This is a genomic window from Kribbella sp. NPDC051587, from assembly GCF_044453945.1.
Taxonomy (GTDB): Bacteria; Actinomycetota; Actinomycetes; order Propionibacteriales; family Kribbellaceae; genus Kribbella.
Map to the genome: position 1 here is coordinate 42,415 of NZ_JBITDE010000003.1, position 23,405 is coordinate 65,819.

Here is a 23,405-nt window from a genome sequence, read left to right on the forward strand (position 1 = left end):
CCGCTGTTGCATAAGTCCGTTTCTGTGACCATGGTGGTAGTTGTGAGGCAAGTGAGGCTAGGGGAGACCTGTGAGCGAACATGAGATCCGGATCGCGCTGGTTCTCAATGGTGGGGTGAGTCTGGCCGTCTGGATGGGCGGTGTGACGCACGAGCTGGATCTGATCCGGCGCTCGTCCGGGTCGGCCTCGGCGCCCGGTCCGCAGCCGTACGACGCAGTGCTGGCCGACCGCTGGCGGGAGTTGTGCCAGCGGGGCGGTGAACGGCGCCGGGTGGTCGTCGACGTGATCGCCGGAACGAGCGCCGGTGGGCTGAACGGGTCCTTGCTGGCGACCGCGATCTCGAACGGGTCGACGCTGGATCCGGGCGGTTCGGACGGGCCCTGGCTGCGGCAGAAGTGGGTCGGGCTGGGATCGCTCGAGGTGGGCAAGCTGGTGCCGTCGGCCGGGGAGAAGTCGACCTCCGTGCTGGACGGCAACTACTTCCTGCAGGAGCTGGAGAACCTGATCAAGGGCGTCGCTGATGCCGGTGAGACGGCGGCCGAGGAACCGGTCACGCTGTTCGTCACCGCGTCCGGGCTCGGGGTTCAGCAGTTCGAGGCGCGGGATGCGGCCGGCCAGCGCTTCGTCGTACCGGATCATCGGTATCTGTTCGCGTTCACGAGTGAGAACGCGGCCAAGTACGACGGCATTGATCGGTCGTTCGCGGTCAAGGACACCAACGGGTTGAAGGACACCAAGCTGCTGGCGCGGGCTGCTCGGGCGAGTGCGTCGTTCCCGGCCGCGTTCGGGCCGGTGCTGGAGACCCCGAAGCTGGCCTCGTCACCGCCACGGCTGCAGCCGACGCACGCCGACTCCGGTGCCTGGCTGGTCGACGGTGGAGTGCTCGACAACGCGCCGTTCGGGCCGGTGCTCGACGTGGTCGCGCGACGACCGGTCGCCGGTCGAGCGAGCAGATACGTCCTGTACGTCGTACCGTCCGCCGGGATCGGGAGTGCGTCGACGGCGTTGCCCGAGGCGAAGGAGCCGAGCTGGCGGGTGGCGGCGTTGTCGGCCGTGCAGTTCCCGCGCGAGGTGGACTTCCGCTCCGACGTCGAGCAGCTCGAGCGGTTGCTGCTGGAGGCGGACGCGTCCTGGTCGGACACCCAGCGACTGTTCGATCGTTGCATGGAGCAACCAGATGAGCGGGTGCGGCTGAAGGCCGCGGCGAAGGCTTTGCAACCGACGTACTCGCGAGGTCGCGCGGCCGGGGGAGTCTGGGAGGCCGTGACGATCGCAAGCCATGACCAGTCGACTGTGCTGGACGCGGCGACCGCGTTGTCCGAGGAGGAGATCGACGAGATCCTCGCGACCCAGCACCCGTGGGTGCCGAACCCGGACGGTTCGACCGCGCCGCTGCTGAACGACGCTGACGGTCATCCGCGCTGGCAGTGGGGGACCGGCTCGGCCGAGCGGGTGGTCCGGTTGATCCTGCGCTCACTGCGGAGCCGGATCGACGTGGCGCCGAAGAAGGCGCGACCCGAGCTCGAGCGGCGGCTGAAGGCAACCAGCGACTGCCTGCTCAAGGCGCAGGCCATCCGGGACGCGTTGAACGAGCAGCTCACCCTGGCGGAGCTCGATCTGCGTCCGGCCGGTGGCGCCGAGGCGGTCGCGGTCGGTCTGACCGACATCTTCGAGGACCTACAGGTCCAGCTGGCACTGGGTTCGGCCTTCGCCGACGTGATCTCGGTGATCGGCTGGGAGCTCGTCGAGACCGCGCTCGAGGTCGAGATCGTCTCGCGGTGTACGTCGGCCCGGACGCCGCAGCAGCGGAGTGCGCCATTCCAGTTCCTGCGGCTCGGGCCGGACATCGCCTTGACCCTGCTGGACGATCTGCCGGCCGGCTCGATCGCTGACGATCTGAAGGACCGGATTCTCTACGGCAGTCAGGTCGGGCACTTCGGTGCGTTCGGTGCGGCGGACTGGCGGCGCTGGGACTGGCTGATGGGGCGGCTGCACTGCGTGGCGCATCTGGGCGCGATGCTCGGCGCCGATGCGGACTGGATCCGCGAGACGCAGCGGCAGGTACTGCTGGCCGAGGGCTGGAAGCCGGAGGCGGTCGCGGACCGGATTCAGCGGCTGGCCGAGGACTTCCCGGCCGACGCCGGGCTCGGCGCGCTCAGGACGATGCGCGACGAACTAAACCAGTCGACCGAGGGACGTGCGACGACCAAGGGCCTCGCCGACCGGATGGTCGATGTCTCCAGCGGCCTCGGACCTCAGGTGGGCAACGCGGTCAAGGCGATGGCCGGGCGCAAGCAGCAGCCGGGTTCGTGGCTGTTGCGGACCGCGCGCTGGTTCACCGAGCCCGCTCGGCAGACGGTGTGGGGCCGCGTCGTCCGCGGGGTCAATCTGACCCCGGCGCACCGACCGCTGCTCTTCGAACCGTGGATGCCCGTGGTCACGATCGGTGTCGGCCTTGTGCTGCTGATCGTGGCCGCACAGATCAGCGCCGGCGCGGTGGCGCTCGCCGTACTGTCCGGGGTGCTGCTGGCCTCGGGCGCGCTCCTCGGCGCCCTCACCTTCTATGTACGGCGAGCGCGCCGGCTGATCCGTGCCTGGATCGAGAAGCGAATGCCTGAGCTCAGTCCAGCGTCACGAAATCGATGAGCTCCTCGACCCGGCCGAGCAGGCTGGGGTCGAGGTCGGCGAAGCTGTTCACCTTGGACAGGATGTGTTTCCAGGCCGCGGCGACGTCGGCCTGGTCGGTGGCCGGCCAGCCGAAGGTCTGCAGGACGCCTTTCTTCCAGTCCTGGCCGTGCGGGATCCGCGGCCAGGCCTTGATCCCGACCGAGGACGGCTTGATCGCCTCCCACACGTCGATGAACGGGTGCCCGACGACCTTCACGTACCGGTTGTCGATCTGCGCCGCGATCTTGGACTCCTTGGAGCCCTCGACCAGGTGGTCGACCAGGACGCCGAGCCGCCGGCCGGCGCCGGGCTGGAACCGGTTCACGATCCCCGGCAGGTCGTCGATCCCGCCCAGGTACTCGACGACGACTCCCTCGATCCGCAGGTCGTCGCCCCAGACCTTCTCGACCAGCTCGGCGTCGTGCCGGCCCTCGACGTAGATCCGGCTGGCCCGGGCCACCTTCGCCCGGACGTTGTCGACGGCGACCGACCCGGACGCCGTACGGATCTTCTTGGCCGGCCCGGCCTTCTTCGGCGCGACCAGGCTGACCGGCTTGCCGTCCACCCAGAAGCCAGGACCCATCGGGTACGTGCGGATCTTGCCGTGCCGGTCCTCGAGATCGACCACGCCGTGCTCCCAGCGCACGATCGCCCCGACGAACCCGGACGAGGGTTCCTCGACGACCATGCCCTTCGCGATCTCGACCTCGACGGTCCGCCCGTTCTTGGGCTTGCGCCAGTCCCCACTCAGTACGTCGTTCCCATACCGATCAGCCACCCGGACACCGTACCGGCTCCTAACGTCCGAAGGTCCGGAGACGGGCCCTCCGATCCTTCGGACGTTGTCTCGCAGCTGTCGCTAACGTCCGAAAACCCGGAGACGGGCCCTCCGATCTTTCGGACGTTACGGGTCAGGCGCGGGCGGGTTCGCGGGACGGGGTCAGGCGGGTGAGGAGGAGGAAGGCGATGAAGCCGGCGATCAGGCCGACCACCCAGGAGTAGTCGTACAGGGGCTTGAGCAAGGGGATCAGGCCGTCGGCGGGGAAGGGGCCGGAGCCGGGGTTGGAGTAGGCGCCGCCGACGGCGAGGACTGCGCCGAACAGGGTTGCGACCACGGCGCGCCAGTTCCAGCCGGACGCGTACCAGTAGCGGCCGGACGACTTGTAGAGGTCGGGCAGGGCGAGCGCCGTCCGGTCGATGAACCAGTAGCCCGCGATCAGCACGCCGGCGACCGAGGCGAGCACGCCGCCGTAGAAGGACAGCCAGACGAAGATGTAGATCGACGGGTCGGAGATCAGCCGCCAGGGCTGGATCACGATGCCGATCACGCCGGTGAGCAGACCGGCGGTGCGGAAGTTCAGCCAGCGCGGCAGGGCGTTCGCGAAGTCGTACGACGGGCTGACCACGTTGGCCGCCACGTTGCACGACATGGTCGCGAGGATCGCCATGATCAGGCCGACCGTGACGACCACCGGGTTCTCGAAGCGGCGGGTGAGTTCGACCGGGTCCCAGATCGCCGAACCGTAGACGATGACCGTGCCCGAGGTGGTGATGATCGAGACCAGCGCGATGAACGACATCGTCGTCGGCAGGCCGATGATCTGCCCGATCACCTGCTGGCGCTGGCCTTTGCCGAACCGGGTGAAGTCCGGCATGTTCAGGCTGAGCGTCGCCCAAAAGGCGATCATGCCCATCAGCGACGGCGCGAAGATCTTCCAGAAGTCCGCGTCCCAGCCGAGCTTCGACGGCTGCGACAGGATCGGCCCGAACCCGCCGGCCTTGACCAGGATCGCGATCATCAACGCCAGGAAGGCGACCGTGACCAGCGGTGCCGCCCAGTTCTCGAACCGCCGCAGGCCCTCGATCCCGCGCCAGATCAGCACCATCTGCAGTGCCCAGAAGAACGCGAAGCTGAGCCACATCGTCCACGGATGACCGGCGACCGCGGACGCGTCGGTCCAGCCCTTGCCGAACAGCTCACCGACGATCACGTAGATCGCCTGACCGCCGATCCAGGTCTGGATGCCGAACCAGCCACAGGCGATGAACGCCCGCAGCAGCGCCGGGAAGTTCGCGCCCCGGACACCGTAGAAGGCACGCGCGAAGACCGGGAACGGGATGCCGTACTTGGTGCCGGCGTGGCTGTTCAGCAGCAGCGGGACGAGCACGATCAGGTTCCCCAGCGTGATCGTCAGGAACGCCTGCAGCCAGTTCATCCCGAGCGCCACCAGCCCCGCGGCCAGCAGGTAGCTCGGGATGTTGTGCGCCATCCCCATCCACAGGGCGGCGTAGTTGTACGTCGTCCAGTTCCGCTCCGGCAGCTTGGTCGGGGCGAGCTCCGCGTTGCCGTACCGGCTGTTCGCGATCGCGTCCGGATCGGTCAGTTCGACCCGGCCGTCCGGGTGCGTCGTCTGCTCAGTCGTGGTGGCCATGGATCAAGTTGCGCCCTTCACCCAACCGCTGTCAACGAGTAACTGTCACTTCACCAGACGGAGTGCGAACGGGTACTTGTAGGGCAGGCCCTTGCTGGCGGCAATGGTCGCCAGGATGGCGAAGACGAGCGCGGCGGCCCAGATCACGAAGAACGTGACGAAGCCGATCAGCACGACCATCAGGATCGAGGAGACGATGTACCCGATCGTGACGGTGATCTGGAAGTTCAGCGACTCGACGGAGTGCGCGCGCACCATCGGCGACTTCTCGCCCTGGACGAGCAGCACGATCAGCGGGGCGATGAAGCCCAGCACGATGGTGCCGATGTGGGCCAGCAGCGACCAGGTGCGCTCGTCCTGCGGGCTCAACGGCTGCTGCTGGTACGCCTGCGGCTGCTGCTGGTACGGCGGGACGTTGTCGTCCTGCGGTGGACGGTGATTCTCGGGTTCGGCGTTCTGCGGTTCGGTCATCCCAGCACGGTAGGGGAACCAGGTGGAGCGATGGTCACGGTGTGGCCGCGAACGTGCACCTGTGCACGTTCGGGAACTCAGCTCGGCCCGAGCAGCGGGATGGTCGGCCGCCGGGGCGGCCCGAGGACGGCGTACGCGCGCTTGATCGCGTCCTGCAGCCCGGCCGGATCCCACGGCCAGCCGTCGGTGTGCTCGAGTGCCTTCTCCAGTGACGTCCCCGCGTGGTGCAGGTCGGAGATCGTGTTGGCGACCTGCCCGATCTCGTCCCGCTGCGCGGTGGCGAAGGCCGCGTCGACGACCGCACCATGACCCGGTACGACGATCGCGCCCTGCGGCATCGTCCCGATGATCCGTTCCAGCGTGTCCGGCCATTCGAGCGGGAACGAGTCGTCGCCGTACTGCGGCGGCTGTGACTCCTCGACCAGATCACCCAGGAAGAAAACGTTCACATCCGGTACGACGACCACCGCGTCGCCGTCGGTGTGCGCGTTCCCCAGGTACAGCAGCTCGACCCGGCGGTCCCCGAGGTCGATCACCTTCGCCACGGAGAACGTCTCGGCGGTCAGTTCAGCCGCGGCCACCGTGTTCTCGTGCGCGTACGCCGTCGCCTCCGTGAACACGCTGTTCCCGTTGACGTGGTCGAAGTGCGCGTGCGTGTTGACCACCCATCGCACCGGCTGGTCGGTCAGCTCACGAATGTGCTCCAGCAGTTCCGACGCTTCTTCGGTCGTCGCCCGGGTGTCGATCACCAACGCACCCTCGGACCCGACCACCAAACCGACGTTCAGGTCCCACTCGTCGTACCGCCGTACCCAGCACCTGTCGCCAACCTCGGTCCATACGCTCACGGCGACGACACTACTTGCCGATCACATCGCCCCTGGTCACCTGGTCCTTGCCGAGCCCGCGCAGGAGCAGCCCGACGTTGTCCCCGGCGTTCGCCACCGTGGTGGTCTTCCGGAACATCTCGATGGCGTCGATCTGGGTCTGCAGCAGCATCTGCCCGGCCCGGCTGACCACCACCTGGTCGCCGACGGCCGCGCTGCCCGACAGCACCCGCCCGGTCACGACCGTGCCGCGACCGGTGATCGTGAAGACATCCTCGATCGCCATCCCGAACTCTCCGGGCGGCGCGAGATCCTGCGGCCGCCCCTCGTGCGCCTTGGCAAGCAGCACCTGGGGATCCATCGGGTTCTCCCGCTTCCAGAACTTCCAGCTCATGGCCTGACCCTAGACCGCCGCCGGGGCGGAAGCTTAAGGTCGTTGCGAATCTTCCGGTGGCAATCACGAAACTTTCGAAGGGTGGTCCGTGTGACGACACGACGCGCGCTGGTGGTGCGGGGTGGCTGGGACGGGCATGTGCCGGTCGAGGCGACCGAGTTGTTCATCCCGTTCCTGAAGGAGAACGGGTACGACGTGACCACGTCGGAGAGCACCGAGAGCTACCTGGAGCTGGACGGGGTGGATCTGGTGCTGCAGTGCGTGTCGATGGGGGAGACCAAGCCGGAGCACATCAAGAGCCTGGCCGACGCGATCCGCGGCGGGACCGGGTTCGCGGGCTGGCACGGCGGGATCGTGGACTCGTTCCGGGACAACACCGACTACAGCTTCATCACCGGTGGTCAGTTCATCGCGCATCCGCACAACTTCACCGACTACCGCGTCGAGGTCGTCGCGGAGCACCCGATCGTCGAGGGCATCACGCACTTCGACGTACACACCGAGCAGTACTACCTGCACGTGGACCCGACCAACAACGTGCTCGCGACCACCACCCTGGCCTCGCACCCGGACTTCCCCTGGATCGAGGGCGCCGTGATGCCGGCGGTCTGGACGCGCACGTGGGGTGAGGGGCGCGTGTTCGTCTGCACGGTCGGCCACAAGCTCGACGACTTCGACGTACCTGAGGTGCGCACGATCATCGAGCGGGGGCTGCTGTGGGCGAGCAAGTGACTCGCGTTGGAATTGTCGGCACCGGCGTCATCTCCGGCACCTACCTGGACCACCTGTCCAAGCTCCCCGGCGTAGAGGTGGTTGCAGTCGCCGACCTGGACCTCAGCCGCGCCCAGGCCGTCTCCACCGACAGCATCCGCGCGCTCTCGCCAGACGACCTGTATGCGGCCGACGACGTAGACATCGTCGTTAACCTCACCATCCCCGCAGCCCACGCCGCCGTACACCAGGCTGCTCTGGCAGCAGGCAAGCATGTGTACGGCGAGAAGCCGCTGGCCATGGATCGTGCTGAAGCCGAACCACTCCTCAAGTACGCCGCTGCGAACGACCTCCGGATCGGCTGTGCACCAGACACCGTTCTCGGCACGGGAACTCAGACAGCCCGCGCAGTGATCGACCGCGGCGACATCGGGACACCGCATGCCGCGACTGCCTTCATGGTGACGCCCGGCCACGAGCTATGGCATCCGGCGCCCGAGTTCTACTACCAGCCCGGTGGCGGACCGGTGCTCGACATGGGCCCGTACTACGTGACCAGCCTGGTGACCCTGCTAGGGCCGGTACGACGGGTGACCGCGCGCGCCGGCCAGTCCAAGCAGGAGCGGATGATCCACACCGGTCCCCGCGCTGGGACGGTCTTCCCGGTCGAGGTGCCGACACACCTCACCGGCGTACTGGAGCATGAGTCCGGTGCACTGACCACCGTGCTGATGTCCTTCGACGTGTGGGCCGGACGGCTGCCGCGGATCGAGGTGCACGGCACTGACGGCAGCCTGTCCGTCCCAGACCCGAACGGGTTCGACGGGCCGGTGGAACTCGTTACCGCAGCGCAGCGCGAGTGGACCGAGGTGCCAACCGCGGGCGGGTACGCCGGAGCGGGTCGGGGCGTCGGTGTGGCCGACATGGCGCGCGCTTTGCGCAACAGCGAACCACACCGGGCGAACGGCGAGCTGGCGTACCACGTGCTCGACGTACTGGAGTCTTTTATCGACTCTGCCGTGCAGGATCAGCCCCTTGATGTGGCGAGTACGGTGACGCGCCCCGCAGCCGTTCCATTGGGAGCGACGCCTGACACCGCCTAGACTGGCACTCTGACTATTTGAGTGCCAAGAGTCTTGAGAGGGTGGTGCGCGTGCTGGACGAGCGCAAGCTGGATGTGCTCCGCGCCATCGTCGAGGACTACGTGGCGACCCATGAGCCGGTCGGCTCGAAGACACTGGTCGACCGGCACAACCTCGGGGTCTCCCCGGCCACCGTGCGCAACGACATGGCGGCGCTGGAGGAGGAGGGGTACATCACCCAGCCCCACACCAGCGCCGGCCGGATCCCGACCGACGCCGGGTACCGGCTCTTCGTCGACAAGCTGAGCACGGTCAAGACGCTGTCCGCGGCCGAGAAGAAGGCGATCACGTCCTTCCTCGGCGGCGCGGTCGACCTGGACGACGTCGTACGGCGGACCGTCCGGCTGCTCGCGCAGATCACCCGCCAGGTCGCGATCGTGCAGTACCCGTCCCTGAACCGGTCGAGCGTCCGGCACATCGAGGTCGTCACGATGACCCCGCGTCGGCTCCTGCTCGTGCTGATCACCAGCAACGGCCGGGTCGAGCAGCGGATCGTCGAACTGCCGCGCGACGTCGACGACCAACTGGTCGCCGACCTGCGCTCGCGGCTGAACACGGCGATGGTCGGCCAGCGGCTGACCGACGCGACCACCACGCTGGCCACGGTCACCGACGCGTTCGCGCCGGCTGACCGCCCGCTGGTCGCCGCGATCGTCACCACCCTGCTCGAGGCCTTCACCGACGAGATGGGTGAGCAGCGGATCGCGGTCGGCGGCGCCGCCAACCTGACCCGGTACGGCGACGACTTCGAGCGGAACGTGAAGCCGGTGCTGGAGGCGCTGGAGGAGCACGTCATCCTGCTCAAGCTGCTCGGTGAGGCGACCCACCCGCAGACGCTGACCGTCCGCATCGGTCACGAGAACCCGTACGAGGAGCTGGCCACCACCTCGGTGGTCGCGACCGGCTACGGGTCGAAGTCGGAGGCGCTGGCCACGCTCGGCATCGTCGGCCCGACCCACATGGACTATCCCAGCACGATGGGCGCTGTCCGCGCCGTCGCGCGTTACGTCAGCCAGATCCTGGCCGAATCCTGATGCCCTCAACCAACCCCTGGTCTGGAGTATGAGCACCGATTACTACGCCGTCCTAGGCGTCAGCCGTGACGCTTCAGCGGACGAGATCAAGAAGGCGTACCGCAAACTGGCGCGCCAGTACCACCCGGACGTGAACGACTCCGAGGACGCGCACCACAAGTTCCAGGAGATCGGCCGCGCCTTCCAGGTGCTCAGCGACCCGCAGAAGCGGCAGATGCACGACCTCGGTGGCGATCCCTTCGCGTCCGCCGGGGGCGGCGCCGGTGGGTTCGGCGGCGGCCAGGCCTTCACGTTCACCGACATCATGGACGCGTTCTTCGGCCAGACTGGCGGGGCCACCCGCGGGCCGCGGCCGCGCACGCGCCGCGGTCAGGACGCGCTGATCCCGCTGCGGATCGACCTCGCCGAGGCGGCCTTCGGGACGACCCGCGAGCTGAAGGTCGACACCGCCGTACTGTGTCCGACCTGCTCGGGTTCCGGCGCGGCCGCCGGCTCCGAGCCGGTCACCTGCGAGATCTGCCACGGCCGTGGCGAGGTCACCCACACCCAGCGTTCGTTCCTCGGCGAGGTGCGCACGATGCGCCCCTGCCCGAACTGCCGCGGCTTCGGGACGACCATCCCCAACCCGTGTGTCGAGTGCGCCGGTGACGGCCGCGTCCGCTCCCGCCGTACCGTCACCGTCAAGATCCCCGGCGGCGTCGACTCCGGCACCCGGGTGCAGCTGTCCGGCCAGGGCGAGGTCGGCCCCGGCGGCGGCCCGGCCGGCGACCTGTACGTCGAGATCGAGGTCGAGCAGCACGAGGTCTTCACCCGCAACGGCGACGACCTGCACTGCACCGTCACGCTGCCGATGACGGCGGCCGCACTCGGTACGACGATCGACCTGCCGACGCTGGAGGGCGAGACCACCCCGCTGGAGATCCGCCCCGGCACGCAGTCCGGTACGGCGATGACGCTGACCGCGCGTGGTGTACCCCGACTGCGGCACGCGGGTCGTGGTGACCTGATCGTCCAGATCATCGTCGAGACCCCGACCAAGCTCGACGACAGCCAGATCGACCTGCTCCGGCAGCTCGCGACGGCGCGCGACGAGGAACGCCCGCAGGGTCAGATCCAGGCCGCCCACAAGGGCGTCTTCGGTCGCCTCCGCGACGCCTTCGGCCAGCACTAACGATGGGTGTCGCGGTCTTCTTCGCCGCCGACCTCGACGGCGAAGAACTGACGCTGGACGGTGCGGAAGGCCGGCACGCCGCCGTCGTACGGCGGATCGGTCCCGGTGAGCGCATCCGCCTGACCGACGGACGAGGCTCGTGGGCCGAAGGGCCAGTGGCCACCGCCTCCAAGTCCGGCCTGACAGTGACCGTCGATCAGCGGGGGAGCGACCCGGCCTCGGCGGCCCGGCTGGTCGTCGTACAGGCCCTGCCGAAGGGCGAGCGGGCCGAGCTGGCCGTCGAGATGCTGACCGAGGTCGGCGCCGACGTGATCGTGCCGTGGAACGCGGAGCGGAGCCAGTTCCGCAGCAACCCGGAGCGGTCCGCGAAGACACACGCCAAGTGGCAAGCCTGGGCCTTCGAAGCCAGCAAACAGTCCCGCCGCACCTGGTTCGCCGAGGTTGCTCCCATCGCCACCACCCCCGAGATCGCGAAGCTCCTCCAGGACGCGGCCCTCCCCGTAGTCCTCCACGAAGAAGCCACCATGCCCTTGGCTGGCCTAGAGGTTCCGCCCACCGGCGACATCGTGATCGTCATCGGCCCCGAAGGCGGAATCACCCCCACCGAACTCGCCGCCTTCGCCGTCACCCCCGTCCGCCTCGGCACCACCGTCCTCCGCACCTCAACCGCCGGCGTAGCCGCCGCCTCGGCGCTACTAGCCCGCTCCCGCTGGAGTTAAACAAGGGTGGGGTAGTAGACCCACCCGTGCAGGCCGCGCGTGGATCTGCAGTCTTGCCCGCCCGGGTCGGCGGTGGTGCGGCGTGTGCGGCCCGCTGAGGTTGTCACAGGGAGCCGGCGCCTGCACTCGGCGGCCCGGCGACGGTCCTTGGCCTCGCCGTCGCGTGAACACTCCCAGCCCTCCGCGCGGGCCGTCGCCCCGCTCGGCAAGGTAGCGGCCAACGTCCGAAAGAACTGCGGGCGTGGTCTCCGGATCTTCGGACGTCAGGTGTGGTGAGCCCGGCTGGGTCGGGTTTGGGGAGAGTTTGCCCCGGCCGGGACGAGACCTGGGGCGGATTTGCGCCCCGAATCGGGCCAATATTCGCCCCACACTGGTTGGGCTCCGACCCGAATCCTCCCCGGAACCGAGGTGGGGGAGGCGGCCTGGGGCTGGGAAGTTCTCCCTGTCGTTTGCGGGGTGTAGCGCTCCCCAACGACATCTCGCGTTCTATGACCAGGCCGCGTTGGATGCGGGCCGAACATGCCGCCGCGTGGCGGATCTTGTATGACGGCGACTACCGCCTTGGAACTGTGCACCTTCACCACGATTGACGGCGTGGGGTCGGCAGCCCAGCACGGAGGTTGCAGCGGCTCTGCGGTGGAGTTAGCGGACGACCTCGACGGTTTTGGTGTCCATGTCGCTGATGGTGCCGTCGGCGGCTGAGGTCAGGTAGGCCTCGATCTGCCAGAGGCCGGGGGCGAGCTTGAGTTGGAAGGTGAACTCGGAGAACTTCTGGCCTTCGGCGGTGTTGACGACGCTCTTGCGCATGTCGCCGGTCTTCAGGTTGGTGGCTAGGTAGTTCACGGTTGCCTCGGAGGCGGCGGCCAGTCCTTGGACGGTCACCGGGCTGGTGGCCGCGGATCGATCGGTGGGGGACTCGATCGAGACGAGGGCCTCGACGTCGACTGCTTGGGCGCGGCCTAGTGGTGTGCTCGTGTCGATGGTGCCGAAGAGTTTGGCGCCGGCCTTGCCTCGCTGGGTGACTTGGACGGGCTGGGTGCTGTCGTTGAGCGCGCCTTGGACGGTGTAGACCAGTTGCTGTGCTGCGATCTCGGCGGTCGAGGCGTCGATCTCTGCTACCGGGAACTGCTTGAAGTCGACCGTCACTACTCCGTCTGCTCGGGTCACCGAGCTCACTTCGGCGCCTTTCCAGACGGAGTAGTAGTCGGGGTCCTCCGGCTGCTTCGCTGTCATGATCTGGACCGCTTGGAAGGCCGGTCGGCCGGAGACCTTCGTCCAGGTGCGGTAGAGGCGCGTGGTGGATCTGGCCTGCGGAGTGGGCTTCTTGGCGCTTGTCTTGAGCGGTACGGCGTCGCCGAGCCAGTAGATCGGCACGGCCTTGCTCGCGACCATCGGCTCGGGCTCGCCGGGTTTGACCGCCTGCGTCGACTGCTTCGGCAGGGTCGGTGCGGTGGTTGGGTCGTTGCGAGGGGTGACCGACGTACTGGTCGGTGCACCGCTGGCGGAGGTGAGGGTGCCTTGGCCGGCTACGGCGTCGCCGTCGTTGGCGGTGTTCAGGTTGCCGTTGAAGACGGTGAACGCGCCGATCGCGGCCGCCGTACCGATGGCGGTGAGGCCGGCGCCGACCACCCAGGGGCGGCGGGTGACGGGACGCCGTACGGCGTGGGCCCGGGTGAGGATCTCCGGCAGGGCATCGGTCGGCTCGATCCGGTTCGCCTCGTTGGCCAGCGACCGGCGCATCAGCTCGTCGAACGGGTCATCGTTGTTCATAGGTTCTGCTCCAGCACCTGGCGCAGCGACTTGGTCGCTCGCGCGGCATGGCTCTTGACCGATCCCCGGCTGATGCCCATCGTGTCGGCGATCTCCGCCTCTGACAGGTCACCGTAGTACCGAAGCACCATCACGGTGCGCTGTTTCTCCGGCAAGGTGCGCATCGCTTCGATGACCCGGTCGGTCTCGGCCGTCCGCAGCGCGGCCTGCTCGGCGCTGGGCTCGTCCGGCAGGCTGCGCGGCATGTGCTTGTCGACGACGACCAGGTGGCGCTGGCGGGAGCGGGTGCGGTTCACCACCGCGGTACGCAGGTAGGCGAGTGCCTTGTGGGGGTCGCGCAGCCGGTGCCAGCGGCCGTGCATCGCGACGAACGCGTCCTGCACGATCTCCTCCGCCGATCCGGTGTCACGCAGCAGCAAGGCGGCGAGGCGCACCAACGACGTGTAATGCGCCGTGTAGACAGCCGTCAGCGCCTCGTCGGCATTCCACGAGGACTCATGTGTCACGCACTCTTCGTACACCACCGCAGGTTGTGCCACACAACAGAGACGCGAAGGGCTCGTCCCAGGTTGACAACAGCGGCGGGTGAACCATCGTGGTGGCACTCTCTGTGCATGAAGCAGCACGGAGACGGTCACTGGTGCGGTCACCGGGACATCACGTACGCCGCTGTCGCGCGACTGTACGACCGCACGGGCCGGGACGGTCTGAGCCGCCAGGAGTACTCCGAGCAGCTCGACAAGGCGCAGGCCTACCAGGACCGCCCGCTGGGCGCCGGCGTGATCAAGAACTTCGGTGGCACCGGAAAACCCTTCGTGTACGCCGGAATCGGGCCGACCGGACACTCGGCGTACGCGAATCCTGACGCTCAGCGAGCACACTTCATGGCCGACCCGTATCGGCGTGGCGGCGACAACCTGCAGTCGAACACCGAGTACCTCTTCGAGGAGTTGAGCGCGGCCCACGCGGCCGAGTCGCCGCGTGAGGAGATGCACCACCTCGGTGCGGCCGTGCATGCCCTGCAAGACAGCTACTCGGGCGCTCACGCCTGGCGAGAGCTCTCCGTGTACGACGGGGATCCCACCGCGCGCGTGCAGTCGTTGCACGTGTTCACACCGGGGCACGTGGTCGGGCTGGACAAAGAGCGCAACACGCACGCGGACGAGTTCGACTCACCGCCGGCCAGGTCCGGGTCCACGTTGGCCGCGATCGAGGCGACGTACCGGATGTTGCGGGCCTACGAGGCGAACCGGGACAAGCCGCCGCAGGAGGCCGAGTTGGCGCGGCGAGAGGCGCTGGGTGAGCTGGTGCGGCCGGGGGAGAACGTCAAGGTGAACCTGCATCCCACGCCGGAGTGGACCGCCGAGCGAGACCAGCGGCTAGCACTGGAACAGGCCGGTCCGGGCGCTCAGCAGTCGGGTGAACTGAGCCAGTTGCGGGGTGTGCTGGCGGCTCAGGCCACCCCTGGTAGTGGGGTTCAGGTGCCGGCAGAACGGGCTGCTCGGGGCGTGTCCCGGGAAATTGGCAGTGAGGGTGTCGGACGAGGCGGCTAGCATGGACGGATCAACCTCAGTTCCCTGAGTCACACCGTTCGGGAGGAAGAGCCTGTCCAGGCCACGCAGTATCGAACCGGAGGCGCGCGCAGACGGCGCCGCCGCCACCCCGCAGACGTCGCACAAGATCGTCGTGCCCAACAGCATCGACATGGTGGCCCTGCTCGGAGCCCGGGACGAGTTCCTCCGCATCATCGAGAAGGAGTTCGCCGCCGACATCCTGGTCCGCGGCAACGAGATCACGCTGACCGGTGAACCCGCCGAACTGGCGCTGGCCGAGCGGCTCCTCGACGAGCTCGTCGTGGTGATCCGGACCGGGCACGGCCTGACCGCCGACTCGGTCGAGCGGAGCATCGCGATGGTCAAGCAGGCCACCGGCGAGAGCCCGGCCGACGTCCTGACCCAGAACATCCTGTCCAGCCGCGGCCGCACCATCCGGCCGAAGACGCTGAACCAGAAGCGCTACGTCGACGCCATCGACAAGAACACGATCGTGTTCGGGATCGGCCCGGCCGGTACCGGCAAGACCTACCTGGCGGTGGCCAAGGCGGTCCAGGCGCTGCAGGCCAAGGAGGTCAGCCGGATCATCCTGACCCGGCCGGCCGTCGAGGCCGGCGAGCGGCTCGGCTTCCTGCCCGGCACGCTGTCGGAGAAGATCGACCCGTACCTGCGCCCGCTGTACGACGCCCTGCACGACATGCTCGACCCGGAGTCCATCCCGCGGCTGCTGACCGCCGGCACGATCGAGATCGCGCCGCTGGCCTACATGCGCGGCCGGACGCTGAACGACGCCTACATCATCCTCGACGAGGCGCAGAACACCTCGCCGGAGCAGATGAAGATGTTCCTCACCCGGCTCGGCTTCGGCTCCAAGATGGTCGTCACCGGTGACGTCACCCAGGTCGACCTGCCGACCGGGACGAACTCGGGACTGCGGGTCGTCCAGGACATCCTCACCGGTGTCCAGGACCTGGAGTTCTGCCGGCTCACCGCGCACGACGTGGTCCGGCACAAACTGGTCGGCCGGATCGTGTCGGCGTACGAGAACTACGAAGGACAACGGGGCGCTGAGCACCAAAGATGAACGTTGAAGTGAACAACGAGTCCGGCGTCGAGATCGACGGTGGCGGACTGATGCGGCTGAGCCGGTTCGTGATGTCGTCGCTGCGGCTGCACCCCGAATGCGAGCTGTCGATCAAGCTGGTCGACGAGGACACGATGGCCAGGTACCACGTCGAGTTCCTGGATCTTCCGGGTCCGACCGACGTGATGTCCTGGCCGATGGACGAGCTGCGGCCCGGTTCGGACGGCGGTGACGACGCCGAGCTGCCCCTGGGGCATCTCGGCGACATCGCGTTGTGCCCGACCGTGGCCGCCGCCCAGGGCGCCAAGGCTGGGCACGGCACGTGGGCCGAGCTGGAGCTGCTGACGGTGCACGGCATCCTGCACCTGCTCGGCTACGACCACGCCGAACCGGCCGAGAAGGCCGAGATGTGGGACATCCAGGGCCGCCTGCTCGAGGCCTGGCGCGCGCCGGGAAACAGGTTAGAAGGCGTCTGACGTGAACTCTGACGACCTGATCCTGCTGGTCGTTGCTGCGGTGCTCGTGCTGCTCGCCGGTCTGTTCGCCGGCGTCGAGGCCGCGCTGTCGGCGTACTCGAAGGTGCGGGCGAACGAACAGGTCGAGCTGGGCAACCTGCGGGCGGTCCGGCTGCGCGACCTGCTGTCGGACGCGCCGCGCTACCTGAACTCGCTGCTGCTGCTCCGGCTCAGCTGCGAGATCACCGCGATCGTGCTCGTCACCCAGGCGCTGTCGGAGGTCTTCCAGGTCACCTGGGAGCACATCCTGATCACCGCCGTGGTGATGGTGCTGATCTCGTACGTGATCATCGGCGTCGCGCCGCGGACGCTCGGCCGGCAGCACTCGGACCGGTTCGCGATCGCCGCGGCCGGGCCGGTGATGGCACTGACCCGCATCCTCGGGCCGCTGCCGAAGCTGCTGATCCTGATCGGTAACGCGCTCACCCCCGGCAAGGGATTCGCGGCCGGCCCGTTCGCGACCGAGGCCGAGCTGCGCGCGCTGGTCGACTACGCGGAGAAGTCCGCGGTGATCGAGTCCGGGGAGCGGCAGATGATCCACTCGGTCTTCGAGCTCGGCGACACCATCGTCCGCGAGGTGATGGTGCCGCGGACCGACATGGTCTACATCGAGAAGCACAAGAAGCTCCGCCAGCTGATCTCGCTGGCGCTGCGCTCGGGCTACTCACGGATCCCGGTGATCGGCGAGTCCCTGGACGACATCCTCGGGGTGGTCTACCTCAAGGACGTGATGCGCCGCGTCTACGACAACGCCTCGGCCGAGTCGACCGAGCGGGTCGAGTCGGTGATGCGTCCGTGTATGTACGTCCCGGACTCCAAGCCGGTCGACGAACTGCTGCGCGAGATGCAGGCGGCCCGGATCCATCTGGCGATCGTCGTCGACGAGTACGGCGGCACCGCGGGCCTGGTCGCGATCGAGGACATTCTCGAGGAGATCGTCGGTGAGATCACCGATGAGTACGACGAAGATCCGGACTCGGTGCAGGAGCTGTCCGACGGCGCCTTCCGGGTCTCCAGCCGGTACCCGATCGACGAGCTCGGCGAACTGTTCGGCGTACCGCTGGACGACGACGACGTCGACACCGTCGGCGGTCTGATGGCCAAGCTGCTCGGCAAGGTGCCGATCCCGGGCGCCGAGGTCGAGATCGCCGGGCTGTCGCTCACCGCGGAGCGGCCGTCCGGCCGCCGCAACCAGGTCGGTACTGTGCTCGTGCGCCGCGAGGAACCCGTCGCCGGCCGCACCGACCAGAACCACCAGCACGCGTAGGAGCCATCACCTTGTCAGACCTTTCGGCGGAGGACGCCAAACTCGTCACGCTCGCGCGCGCGGCCCGGGCCCGGACCCGCGCGGCCGAGGGTGCCGCCGTGCGTGACTCCGACGGCCGCACCTACTCGGCGTGCACGGTCGCGCTCGACACCGTCGAGCTGACGGCGTTGCAGCTGGCCGTCGCGATGGCGCTGTCCTCCGGCGTGAAGGGCCTCGAAGCGGCTGCTGTCGTCACCGAGGCGGATACTGCTGACATCAACGTCGTCCGTCACTTCGCCGGCGCCGCCATCCCGGTCGTTCTGGCCGACGCCTCCGGAGAGGTCCGCAATGTCATCAACACCTGAGAGCAAGTCCAAGGGCAAGGGCCGCCCGGGCCAGGCCAAGGACGGCTCCGCCGGCCGGCCGGCTCCCGCCCCGGCTCAGGTCAGCACCCCGGACGGCTTCAAGTCCGGGTTCGCGTGCTTCGTCGGCCGCCCCAACGCGGGCAAGTCCACGCTGACCAACGCGCTCGTCGGGCAGAAGATCGTGATCACCTCGTCGAAGCCGCAGACCACGCGGCACGCCGTACGGGGGATCGTGCACCGGCCGGACGCGCAGCTGATCCTGGTCGACACCCCGGGGCTGCACAAGCCGCGCACGCTGCTCGGTCAGCGGCTGAACGACCTGGTGAAGAGCACCTGGGCCGAGGTCGACGTGATCGGCATCTGCCTGCCGGCCAGCGACAAGATCGGCCCGGGTGACCGTTTCCTGGTCGCCGAGGCGGCGAAGGTCGCGAAGACGCCGAAGGTCGCGCTCGCCACCAAGGCCGACCTGGTCGAGCCCGAGCGGATGATCGAGCACCTGACCGAGATCCAGGAGCTGGGCGAGGCCTCCGGCATCGAGTGGGCCGCGATCATCCCGGTCTCGGCGACCTCCGGCTTCCAGGTCGACCTGGTCACCGACGAGCTGATCCAGCTGCTGCCCGACGGCTTCCCGCTCTACCCCGACGGCGACATCACCGACGAGCCCGAGGAGACCCTGGTCGCGGAGCTGATCCGCGAGGCCGCGCTGGAGGGTGTCCGCGACGAGCTGCCGCACTCGATCGCCGTCACCATCGACGAGATGGGCCTGCGCGAGGACCGTCCCGAGGACAAGCCGCTGCTCGACATCTACGCGAACATCTTCCTCGAGCGCGACAGCCAGAAGGGCATCGTGATCGGCCACAAGGGCGCCCGCCTGCGGGAGGTCGGCGCCGAGGCCCGCCGCCAGATCGAGGCCCTGCTCGGTACGCCGGTCTACCTCGACCTGCACGTGAAGATCGCCAAGAACTGGCAGACCGACGCCAAGCACCTGCGCAAACTCGGGTTCTAGATCAGGACGCCCCGTCTCCAGGAGGGGTGAAGGCGGCGAGCAAGGTCGCGGTGATGTAGCCCGCGGCCTTGCCCGAGCTGAGCCGGCCGGCCTGGATCTCGCCCGCCGCGCCGTGCATCACGTTGTGCATCACGCTGACCAGCCAGGACACCGGCAGGTCCGACCGGAACACACCCTCGGACAGTCCGCGCTCGAGCAGCTTCTCCACCCGGGCCATCGGGTCGGCGTGCAGCTCCCGCACGCGACCGGGCGGCAGCGTGTCATGGGCTGCGACGAGCAATGCGGCGTACCGGTCCACCAAGTGCCAGCTCGACTCGACGAGCCGGGCCAGCGCATCCCGCGGGTCCCCGGTCAGGTCGACCAGCGACAGTGACCCTTCGCCGTCCTCGATCGCGTGCACGAAGACCGCGTCGACCAGCTCGGCCCGCGAGGGGAAGTGACCGTACAGGGTGACTCGCCCGACGCCGGCCGCCTTCGCGATCTCCGACGTACTCGCCGCCGGATCCCGGCTGAGGCAGTCCGTCGCCGCGGTGAGGATCGCGGCGATGCTGCGCTGCGCGTCGGCCCGCTTGGTGCCCGGCATCCGCATCCTCCTCTTGTCGAACACCACTGTACGAGTTACGGTACCAAACCTAACCCGTACAGCACTGTTCAATTTAAGACTGTGCAATGTTCAGGAGGCGTCATGACCGAACCCGACCCCCGGCGGTGGCAGCTGCTGGGGTTGCTTGCCGTCGCGCAGTTCATGCTGATCCTCGACGTCACCGTGGTGGCGATCGCGCTGCCCACCATCGAGACCGACCTCGGCCTTCGCCGGGAGACCCTGACCTGGGTGGTGAGTGCATACACGCTGATGTTCGGCGGCCTGATGCTGCTCGGCGGCCGCGCGGCCGACCTGTTCGGCTCCCGGCGCGTCGTCCTGACCGGCCTGCTGCTGTTCACCGCGGCGTCGCTGGCCACGGGTCTGGCGAACGGCCCCGAATTGCTGATCGCCGGGCGGATCGCGCAGGGCATCGGCGCCGCGCTCCTGTCCCCGGCCGCACTCTCGGTCGTCACCAAGACCTTCGACGGCGCGGAGCGCAACAAGGCCCTCGGCATCTGGTCCGCGATGGGCGGTGCGGGCTCGGCCATCGGCGTACTGCTCGGTGGTCTGCTCACCGCCGGCCCCGGCTGGCCGTGGGTCTTCTACATCAACGTGCCGATCGGCCTGGTCGTTTTCGCGCTGCTGCTCCGGAGGCTGCCGGCGGACCGCCCGACCGCCGAGCAGGGCCGCCTCGACGTACCGGGTGCGTTGCTCGTCACGGCCGGGACCGGCGCGGCCATCTACGCGCTGATCAACGCCGGCGACCGCGGCTGGCTGTCCGCCGCCACCCTCGGCACCCTCGGCGCCGCGATCGTCCTGTACGGCGTCTTTGCCGCGGTGCAGCGGTCGGTCCGGTCACCGCTGATGGACCTGCGCATCCTCACCCGCCGGACCGTCGCCGCGGGTGCCTTCATGATCCTGGTCGCGACCGCGCTGATGATCGCGATGTTCTTCCTCGGCTCGTTCTACCTCCAGCACTTCCAGCAGTACGGCGCCCTCCGGACCGGACTGCTGTTCCTCCCGGTCGCGGTCGCGGCGATCGTCGGCGCGCAGGCCGCCGGCCGGCTGGTGGGAACGACCGGCGCCAGGCCGATCGCGTGCGCCGGGTTCGTGATCGCCGCGCTCGGACTGGCTGCCCCCGCGATCTGGGACGGTGCTGCGGTGATCGTGATCGGTATGACGGTGGGAACGATCGGAGTCGGAGCGGCGTTCGTCGCCGCGTCGACGACGACCTTCGCCCAGGTCGACTATCGCGAGGCCGGCCTGGCCTCGGGGATTCTCAGTACCTTCCACGAGTTCGGCGCCTCGCTCGGTGTCGCCGTGGTGTCCAGCGTGGCGGCGGCCAGCTTGGCCGGGACCGTGAGTACGGGCTTCGCTCGTGGCTTCACGTTCGCCGCGATCACTGCCGTGGTGGCGGCCGTCCTCGCGCTGGTCGTCGTACCGGCGCTCAAGCCTTCGACCGGAGAGGTACACCATGCCCATTGAGATCAGGCGGGCCGCCGTCGCGGACGCCGAGACCGTGCTGACGCTGCTGCTGGAGCTCGCGGCGCACCAGGGCCAGCAGCAGTATGTGCACTCGACCGCAGGGGATTGGCGGCGCTTCTTGGGGCGCGAGGACGTGATCGTGCTGCTCGCCGAAGTCGACGGCGAGTCGGCGGGGTACGTCTCCTCGCTGCGGCGCCCGTATCTGTGGGGCGGCGGTGATCAATTGGCCCTCGATGACCTGTACGTCCGCGCGCAGCACCGCGACAGTGGTCTCGGACGGCGGCTGATGCTCGCGCTGGCCAAGGAAGCGTTGCCCGACCGGCTGCCGATCGCCTGGGGTCTGCAGCTCGAGAACACCGCCGGGTACCGGTTCTACGAGCGGCTCGGCGCCCGGCTGGTCACCAAGACCGCGGCCAGTTGGTCGCCGGATGTCTACGCTGGACTGCTGGAGCAGGACGGGTGATCGCGGCCGATATCCTTGGGTGTCCAGCGATTCGAAGGAGCCCCTGCATGTCGGCATCGGAGCTGCTCTACCCGGGGTACGCCGCCCTCACCGGTCCCAACGCGGTCTTCGCCGAGTCGCGCGGCAACGCCGTACGGTATCTGCCCGAGATCGCGCCGTTCCTGGCGGTCCCGCCGGAGCCGACCGAGCAGGACTGGGCCGACGCGGCCGCCCTGCTCGGCCCCGGTACGTCGGCGGCCCTGATGCGACCGGACTTCGCGCTGCCGGATTTCCTCAAGCTGGACAGGCAGTTCGACCTCGTCCAGTTCGTGGCGCCGGAGGACCTGGCGGCCGCTGACGATGAAGCGGTCGCGCTGACGGTGGACGACGTACCGGAGATGATCGCCCTGGTCGCGCTGACCGACCCGGGCCCGTTCCGGACCCGCACGATCGAGCTCGGCCCGTACCTCGGGATCCGCCGGGACGGCGAGCTGATCGCGATGGCGGGTGTCCGTCAGACGCTTCCGTCGTACGCCGAGATCAGTGCGGTCTGCACTCACCCTGACCGCCGCGGTCAGGGCCTTGCGCGCCGCTTGATCCGTGCGGTCGCGGCAGAGATCACCGCGACCGGCCGGACTCCGTTCCTGCACACGGGCGGCACGAATGTGACCGCCCAGCGCCTCTACACCGCGATGGGCTTCTCCATCAGCAACCGCATGAAGGTCACCATCATCGAGGCCGTCTAAAGCTTTTTCTGGCTAGAGCTTCTTCTGGAAATCCAGGAAGCGGCCGACGATCGTGTAGTTGAGTTGCTCGTTGATGCCGATCATGTGGTTGTTGGACTCGGCGTTCCAGGTGTCGACGCGGGCGAGCTGCGGCTCCTCCTCGCGCAGCCACAGCAGCATGCCGGCCTTGAGCAGCGCGCCGAGGCGGTGACCACGGTGGTCCCGGGAGACCGCGGTGTCGTGCTGCCAACCCTGCTCCGGACGCTCACGCTCGACCGCGATCACGGTGTGACCGGCCAGTGCACCGGTCTCCTTCTGCCGCGCGACCAGACGGTAGATCGTGTTGTCGGACTTCGCCTGCGCCTCTTCGTACGCACGGAACCGCTCGACGCTGTGGACGTCGTCCTCGATCTCGAGATCGTCGGTCGGGGCGTCGTTGATCGACTCGGCGACGGCGATCATGTCTTCGACCAGGTCGTCGGGCAGCGAACCCTTGATCCGGAGGAGTTCGTACTCGGCCGACTTGGCGACAGCGCCGTCGTACAGGCTCTGCACGAGTGACCAGTCGAGGCCCGCGAGGTCCTGCTTGCGGTTCACCTCGACGGCCTTCTGCTCGTAGCCGTGCTCGGCGGCGTGGGCGATGTCCTGCGGGGTGTCGAAGGTGTTCAGGCCCATCATCGTCCGGCCGGCCCCGACCGCCTCGGCCTCGGCGAACGCGGTGAGCTCGGCCCAGACCTTCCCGTCGCGATGGTCGGGATGGACCCAGACGTCGAACCACACCTGATCGGTGTTCTCGTATTTCGGGAAGTGCAGGCCGACGCTACCCACCAGCGTGCCGTCGGAATCGTGCGCCAGGTACTCCAGGCCGGGGTTCAGATCCCATCCGTAGCGCAGGGCGTTCGCCAGTCCCTTGGGCGTCCCCATCACCAGGTCGGGGCAGTCCAGCTTCGCGGCCGCAGTCTTCAGCGCGACGGCGGCGGCTACGCCGGCCTCGTCGTCGGGCGACAGTCTCGTGATGTCCACACCCACAGACTGACGCCCGTAGACCAGTTCGGCGACTGA

At 68.4% G+C, this 23,405-nt stretch carries 24 protein-coding genes; 15 read left to right on the top strand and 9 right to left on the bottom strand.

Going from position 1 to position 23,405, the window contains the following annotated elements:
• Positions 1-70: 70 nt before the first annotated feature.
• Complete coding sequence (locus ACIA49_RS12395; RefSeq protein WP_396377223.1) at positions 71-2,647, top strand: DUF3376 domain-containing protein; 2,577 nt, start codon at positions 71-73, stop codon at positions 2,645-2,647.
• Here ACIA49_RS12395 and ACIA49_RS12400 read toward each other — a convergent pair.
• From ACIA49_RS12400 to ACIA49_RS12420, 5 genes are all read right to left on the bottom strand, one after another.
• Entirely contained in the window at positions 2,622-3,446 is an 825-nt protein-coding gene (locus ACIA49_RS12400; protein ID WP_396377224.1) for a DUF3097 domain-containing protein, read from the bottom strand. The two genes, ACIA49_RS12395 and ACIA49_RS12400, sit on opposite strands and share 26 nt — an antisense overlap.
• Before the next feature lie 133 nt (positions 3,447-3,579).
• Positions 3,580-5,100 carry an NCS1 family nucleobase:cation symporter-1 gene (locus ACIA49_RS12405; protein ID WP_396377225.1) on the bottom strand — a complete coding sequence of 507 codons (1,521 nt, stop codon included), beginning with the start codon at positions 5,098-5,100 and terminating at the stop codon, positions 3,580-3,582.
• Between the two features lie 45 nt (positions 5,101-5,145).
• Entirely contained in the window at positions 5,146-5,571 is a 426-nt protein-coding gene (locus ACIA49_RS12410) for a DUF4870 domain-containing protein (protein ID WP_396377226.1), read from the bottom strand.
• Positions 5,572-5,648: 77 nt separating this feature from the next.
• Entirely contained in the window at positions 5,649-6,419 is a 771-nt protein-coding gene (locus tag ACIA49_RS12415; RefSeq protein WP_396377227.1) for an MBL fold metallo-hydrolase, read from the bottom strand.
• Between the two features lie 10 nt (positions 6,420-6,429).
• On the bottom strand, positions 6,430-6,792 hold the full coding sequence (locus tag ACIA49_RS12420) for an EF-Tu/IF-2/RF-3 family GTPase (RefSeq protein WP_396377228.1): 363 nt from the start codon (positions 6,790-6,792) through the stop codon (positions 6,430-6,432).
• A gap of 90 nt (positions 6,793-6,882) precedes the next feature.
• Between ACIA49_RS12420 and ACIA49_RS12425 the strand changes: the two genes are divergently transcribed.
• Genes ACIA49_RS12425 through ACIA49_RS12445 form a run of 5 tightly spaced genes read left to right on the top strand, consistent with a single transcriptional unit; the run spans position 6,883 to position 11,569 of the window.
• A complete protein-coding gene (locus ACIA49_RS12425) occupies positions 6,883-7,524 on the top strand; it encodes a ThuA domain-containing protein (protein WP_396377229.1) in 642 nt (213 codons plus the stop codon).
• Positions 7,521-8,606 carry a Gfo/Idh/MocA family protein gene (locus tag ACIA49_RS12430; protein WP_396377230.1) on the top strand — a complete coding sequence of 362 codons (1,086 nt, stop codon included), beginning with the start codon at positions 7,521-7,523 and terminating at the stop codon, positions 8,604-8,606. The genes ACIA49_RS12425 and ACIA49_RS12430 overlap by 4 nt, the downstream gene beginning before the upstream one ends.
• A 50-nt stretch (positions 8,607-8,656) precedes the next feature.
• Entirely contained in the window at positions 8,657-9,679 is a 1,023-nt protein-coding gene (hrcA, locus tag ACIA49_RS12435) for a heat-inducible transcriptional repressor HrcA (protein WP_396377231.1), read from the top strand.
• A 28-nt stretch (positions 9,680-9,707) separates the two neighbouring features.
• On the top strand, positions 9,708-10,850 hold the full coding sequence (gene dnaJ, locus ACIA49_RS12440) for a molecular chaperone DnaJ (RefSeq protein ID WP_396377232.1): 1,143 nt from the start codon (positions 9,708-9,710) through the stop codon (positions 10,848-10,850).
• Between the two features lie 2 nt (positions 10,851-10,852).
• Complete coding sequence (locus tag ACIA49_RS12445) at positions 10,853-11,569, top strand: 16S rRNA (uracil(1498)-N(3))-methyltransferase (protein WP_396377233.1); 717 nt, start codon at positions 10,853-10,855, stop codon at positions 11,567-11,569.
• A 642-nt stretch (positions 11,570-12,211) separates the two neighbouring features.
• Here ACIA49_RS12445 and ACIA49_RS12450 read toward each other — a convergent pair.
• Together ACIA49_RS12450 and ACIA49_RS12455 are read right to left on the bottom strand one after the other, a co-directional pair.
• A complete protein-coding gene (locus tag ACIA49_RS12450; RefSeq protein ID WP_396377234.1) occupies positions 12,212-13,339 on the bottom strand; it encodes a Gmad2 immunoglobulin-like domain-containing protein in 1,128 nt (375 codons plus the stop codon).
• Entirely contained in the window at positions 13,336-13,845 is a 510-nt protein-coding gene (locus ACIA49_RS12455; RefSeq protein ID WP_391545459.1) for a SigE family RNA polymerase sigma factor, read from the bottom strand. Before ACIA49_RS12455 ends, ACIA49_RS12450 begins: the two co-directional genes overlap by 4 nt.
• Before the next feature lie 108 nt (positions 13,846-13,953).
• On the opposite strand from ACIA49_RS12455, the gene ACIA49_RS12460 reads away from it, so the two are divergent.
• From ACIA49_RS12460 to era, 6 genes are all read left to right on the top strand, one after another.
• Positions 13,954-14,892 (top strand): hypothetical protein, encoded by a 939-nt coding sequence (locus tag ACIA49_RS12460; RefSeq protein WP_396377235.1) that lies wholly within the window; start codon positions 13,954-13,956, stop codon positions 14,890-14,892.
• A gap of 151 nt (positions 14,893-15,043) precedes the next feature.
• Positions 15,044-15,976 carry a PhoH family protein gene (locus tag ACIA49_RS12465; protein ID WP_396377837.1) on the top strand — a complete coding sequence of 311 codons (933 nt, stop codon included), beginning with the start codon at positions 15,044-15,046 and terminating at the stop codon, positions 15,974-15,976.
• A complete protein-coding gene (gene ybeY, locus ACIA49_RS12470) occupies positions 15,973-16,452 on the top strand; it encodes an rRNA maturation RNase YbeY (RefSeq protein WP_391545461.1) in 480 nt (159 codons plus the stop codon). Before ACIA49_RS12465 ends, ybeY begins: the two co-directional genes overlap by 4 nt.
• Before the next feature lies 1 nt (position 16,453).
• Positions 16,454-17,758, top strand: coding sequence for a hemolysin family protein (locus ACIA49_RS12475; protein WP_396377236.1), 1,305 nt, complete (start codon positions 16,454-16,456; stop codon positions 17,756-17,758).
• Between the two features lie 11 nt (positions 17,759-17,769).
• Positions 17,770-18,102: a cytidine deaminase gene (locus ACIA49_RS12480; protein ID WP_396377237.1), complete on the top strand. Its 333-nt coding sequence runs from the start codon at positions 17,770-17,772 to the stop codon at positions 18,100-18,102.
• Complete coding sequence (gene era, locus ACIA49_RS12485; RefSeq protein WP_396377238.1) at positions 18,086-19,108, top strand: GTPase Era; 1,023 nt, start codon at positions 18,086-18,088, stop codon at positions 19,106-19,108. The genes ACIA49_RS12480 and era overlap by 17 nt, the downstream gene beginning before the upstream one ends.
• Before the next feature lies 1 nt (position 19,109).
• On the opposite strand, the gene ACIA49_RS12490 is transcribed toward era, so the two are convergent.
• Positions 19,110-19,691, bottom strand: a complete 582-nt coding sequence (locus tag ACIA49_RS12490) for a TetR/AcrR family transcriptional regulator (protein ID WP_396377239.1) — start codon at positions 19,689-19,691, stop codon at positions 19,110-19,112.
• A 102-nt stretch (positions 19,692-19,793) separates the two neighbouring features.
• Between ACIA49_RS12490 and ACIA49_RS12495 the strand changes: the two genes are divergently transcribed.
• From ACIA49_RS12495 to ACIA49_RS12505, 3 genes are read left to right on the top strand one after another with little or no spacing between them, the layout of a single operon-like run.
• The gene (locus tag ACIA49_RS12495; RefSeq protein ID WP_396377240.1) at positions 19,794-21,176 is read left to right on the top strand and encodes an MFS transporter; all 1,383 of its coding nucleotides are present in this window, start codon (positions 19,794-19,796) and stop codon (positions 21,174-21,176) included.
• Positions 21,166-21,639, top strand: coding sequence for a GNAT family N-acetyltransferase (locus tag ACIA49_RS12500; protein WP_396377241.1), 474 nt, complete (start codon positions 21,166-21,168; stop codon positions 21,637-21,639). Before ACIA49_RS12495 ends, ACIA49_RS12500 begins: the two co-directional genes overlap by 11 nt.
• 47 nt (positions 21,640-21,686) lie before the next feature.
• The gene (locus ACIA49_RS12505; protein ID WP_396377242.1) at positions 21,687-22,364 is read left to right on the top strand and encodes a GNAT family N-acetyltransferase; all 678 of its coding nucleotides are present in this window, start codon (positions 21,687-21,689) and stop codon (positions 22,362-22,364) included.
• Between the two features lie 12 nt (positions 22,365-22,376).
• Here ACIA49_RS12505 and ACIA49_RS12510 read toward each other — a convergent pair whose 3' ends face one another.
• The gene (locus ACIA49_RS12510) at positions 22,377-23,366 is read right to left on the bottom strand and encodes a GNAT family N-acetyltransferase (protein ID WP_396377243.1); all 990 of its coding nucleotides are present in this window, start codon (positions 23,364-23,366) and stop codon (positions 22,377-22,379) included.
• Positions 23,367-23,405: the final 39 nt, after the last annotated feature.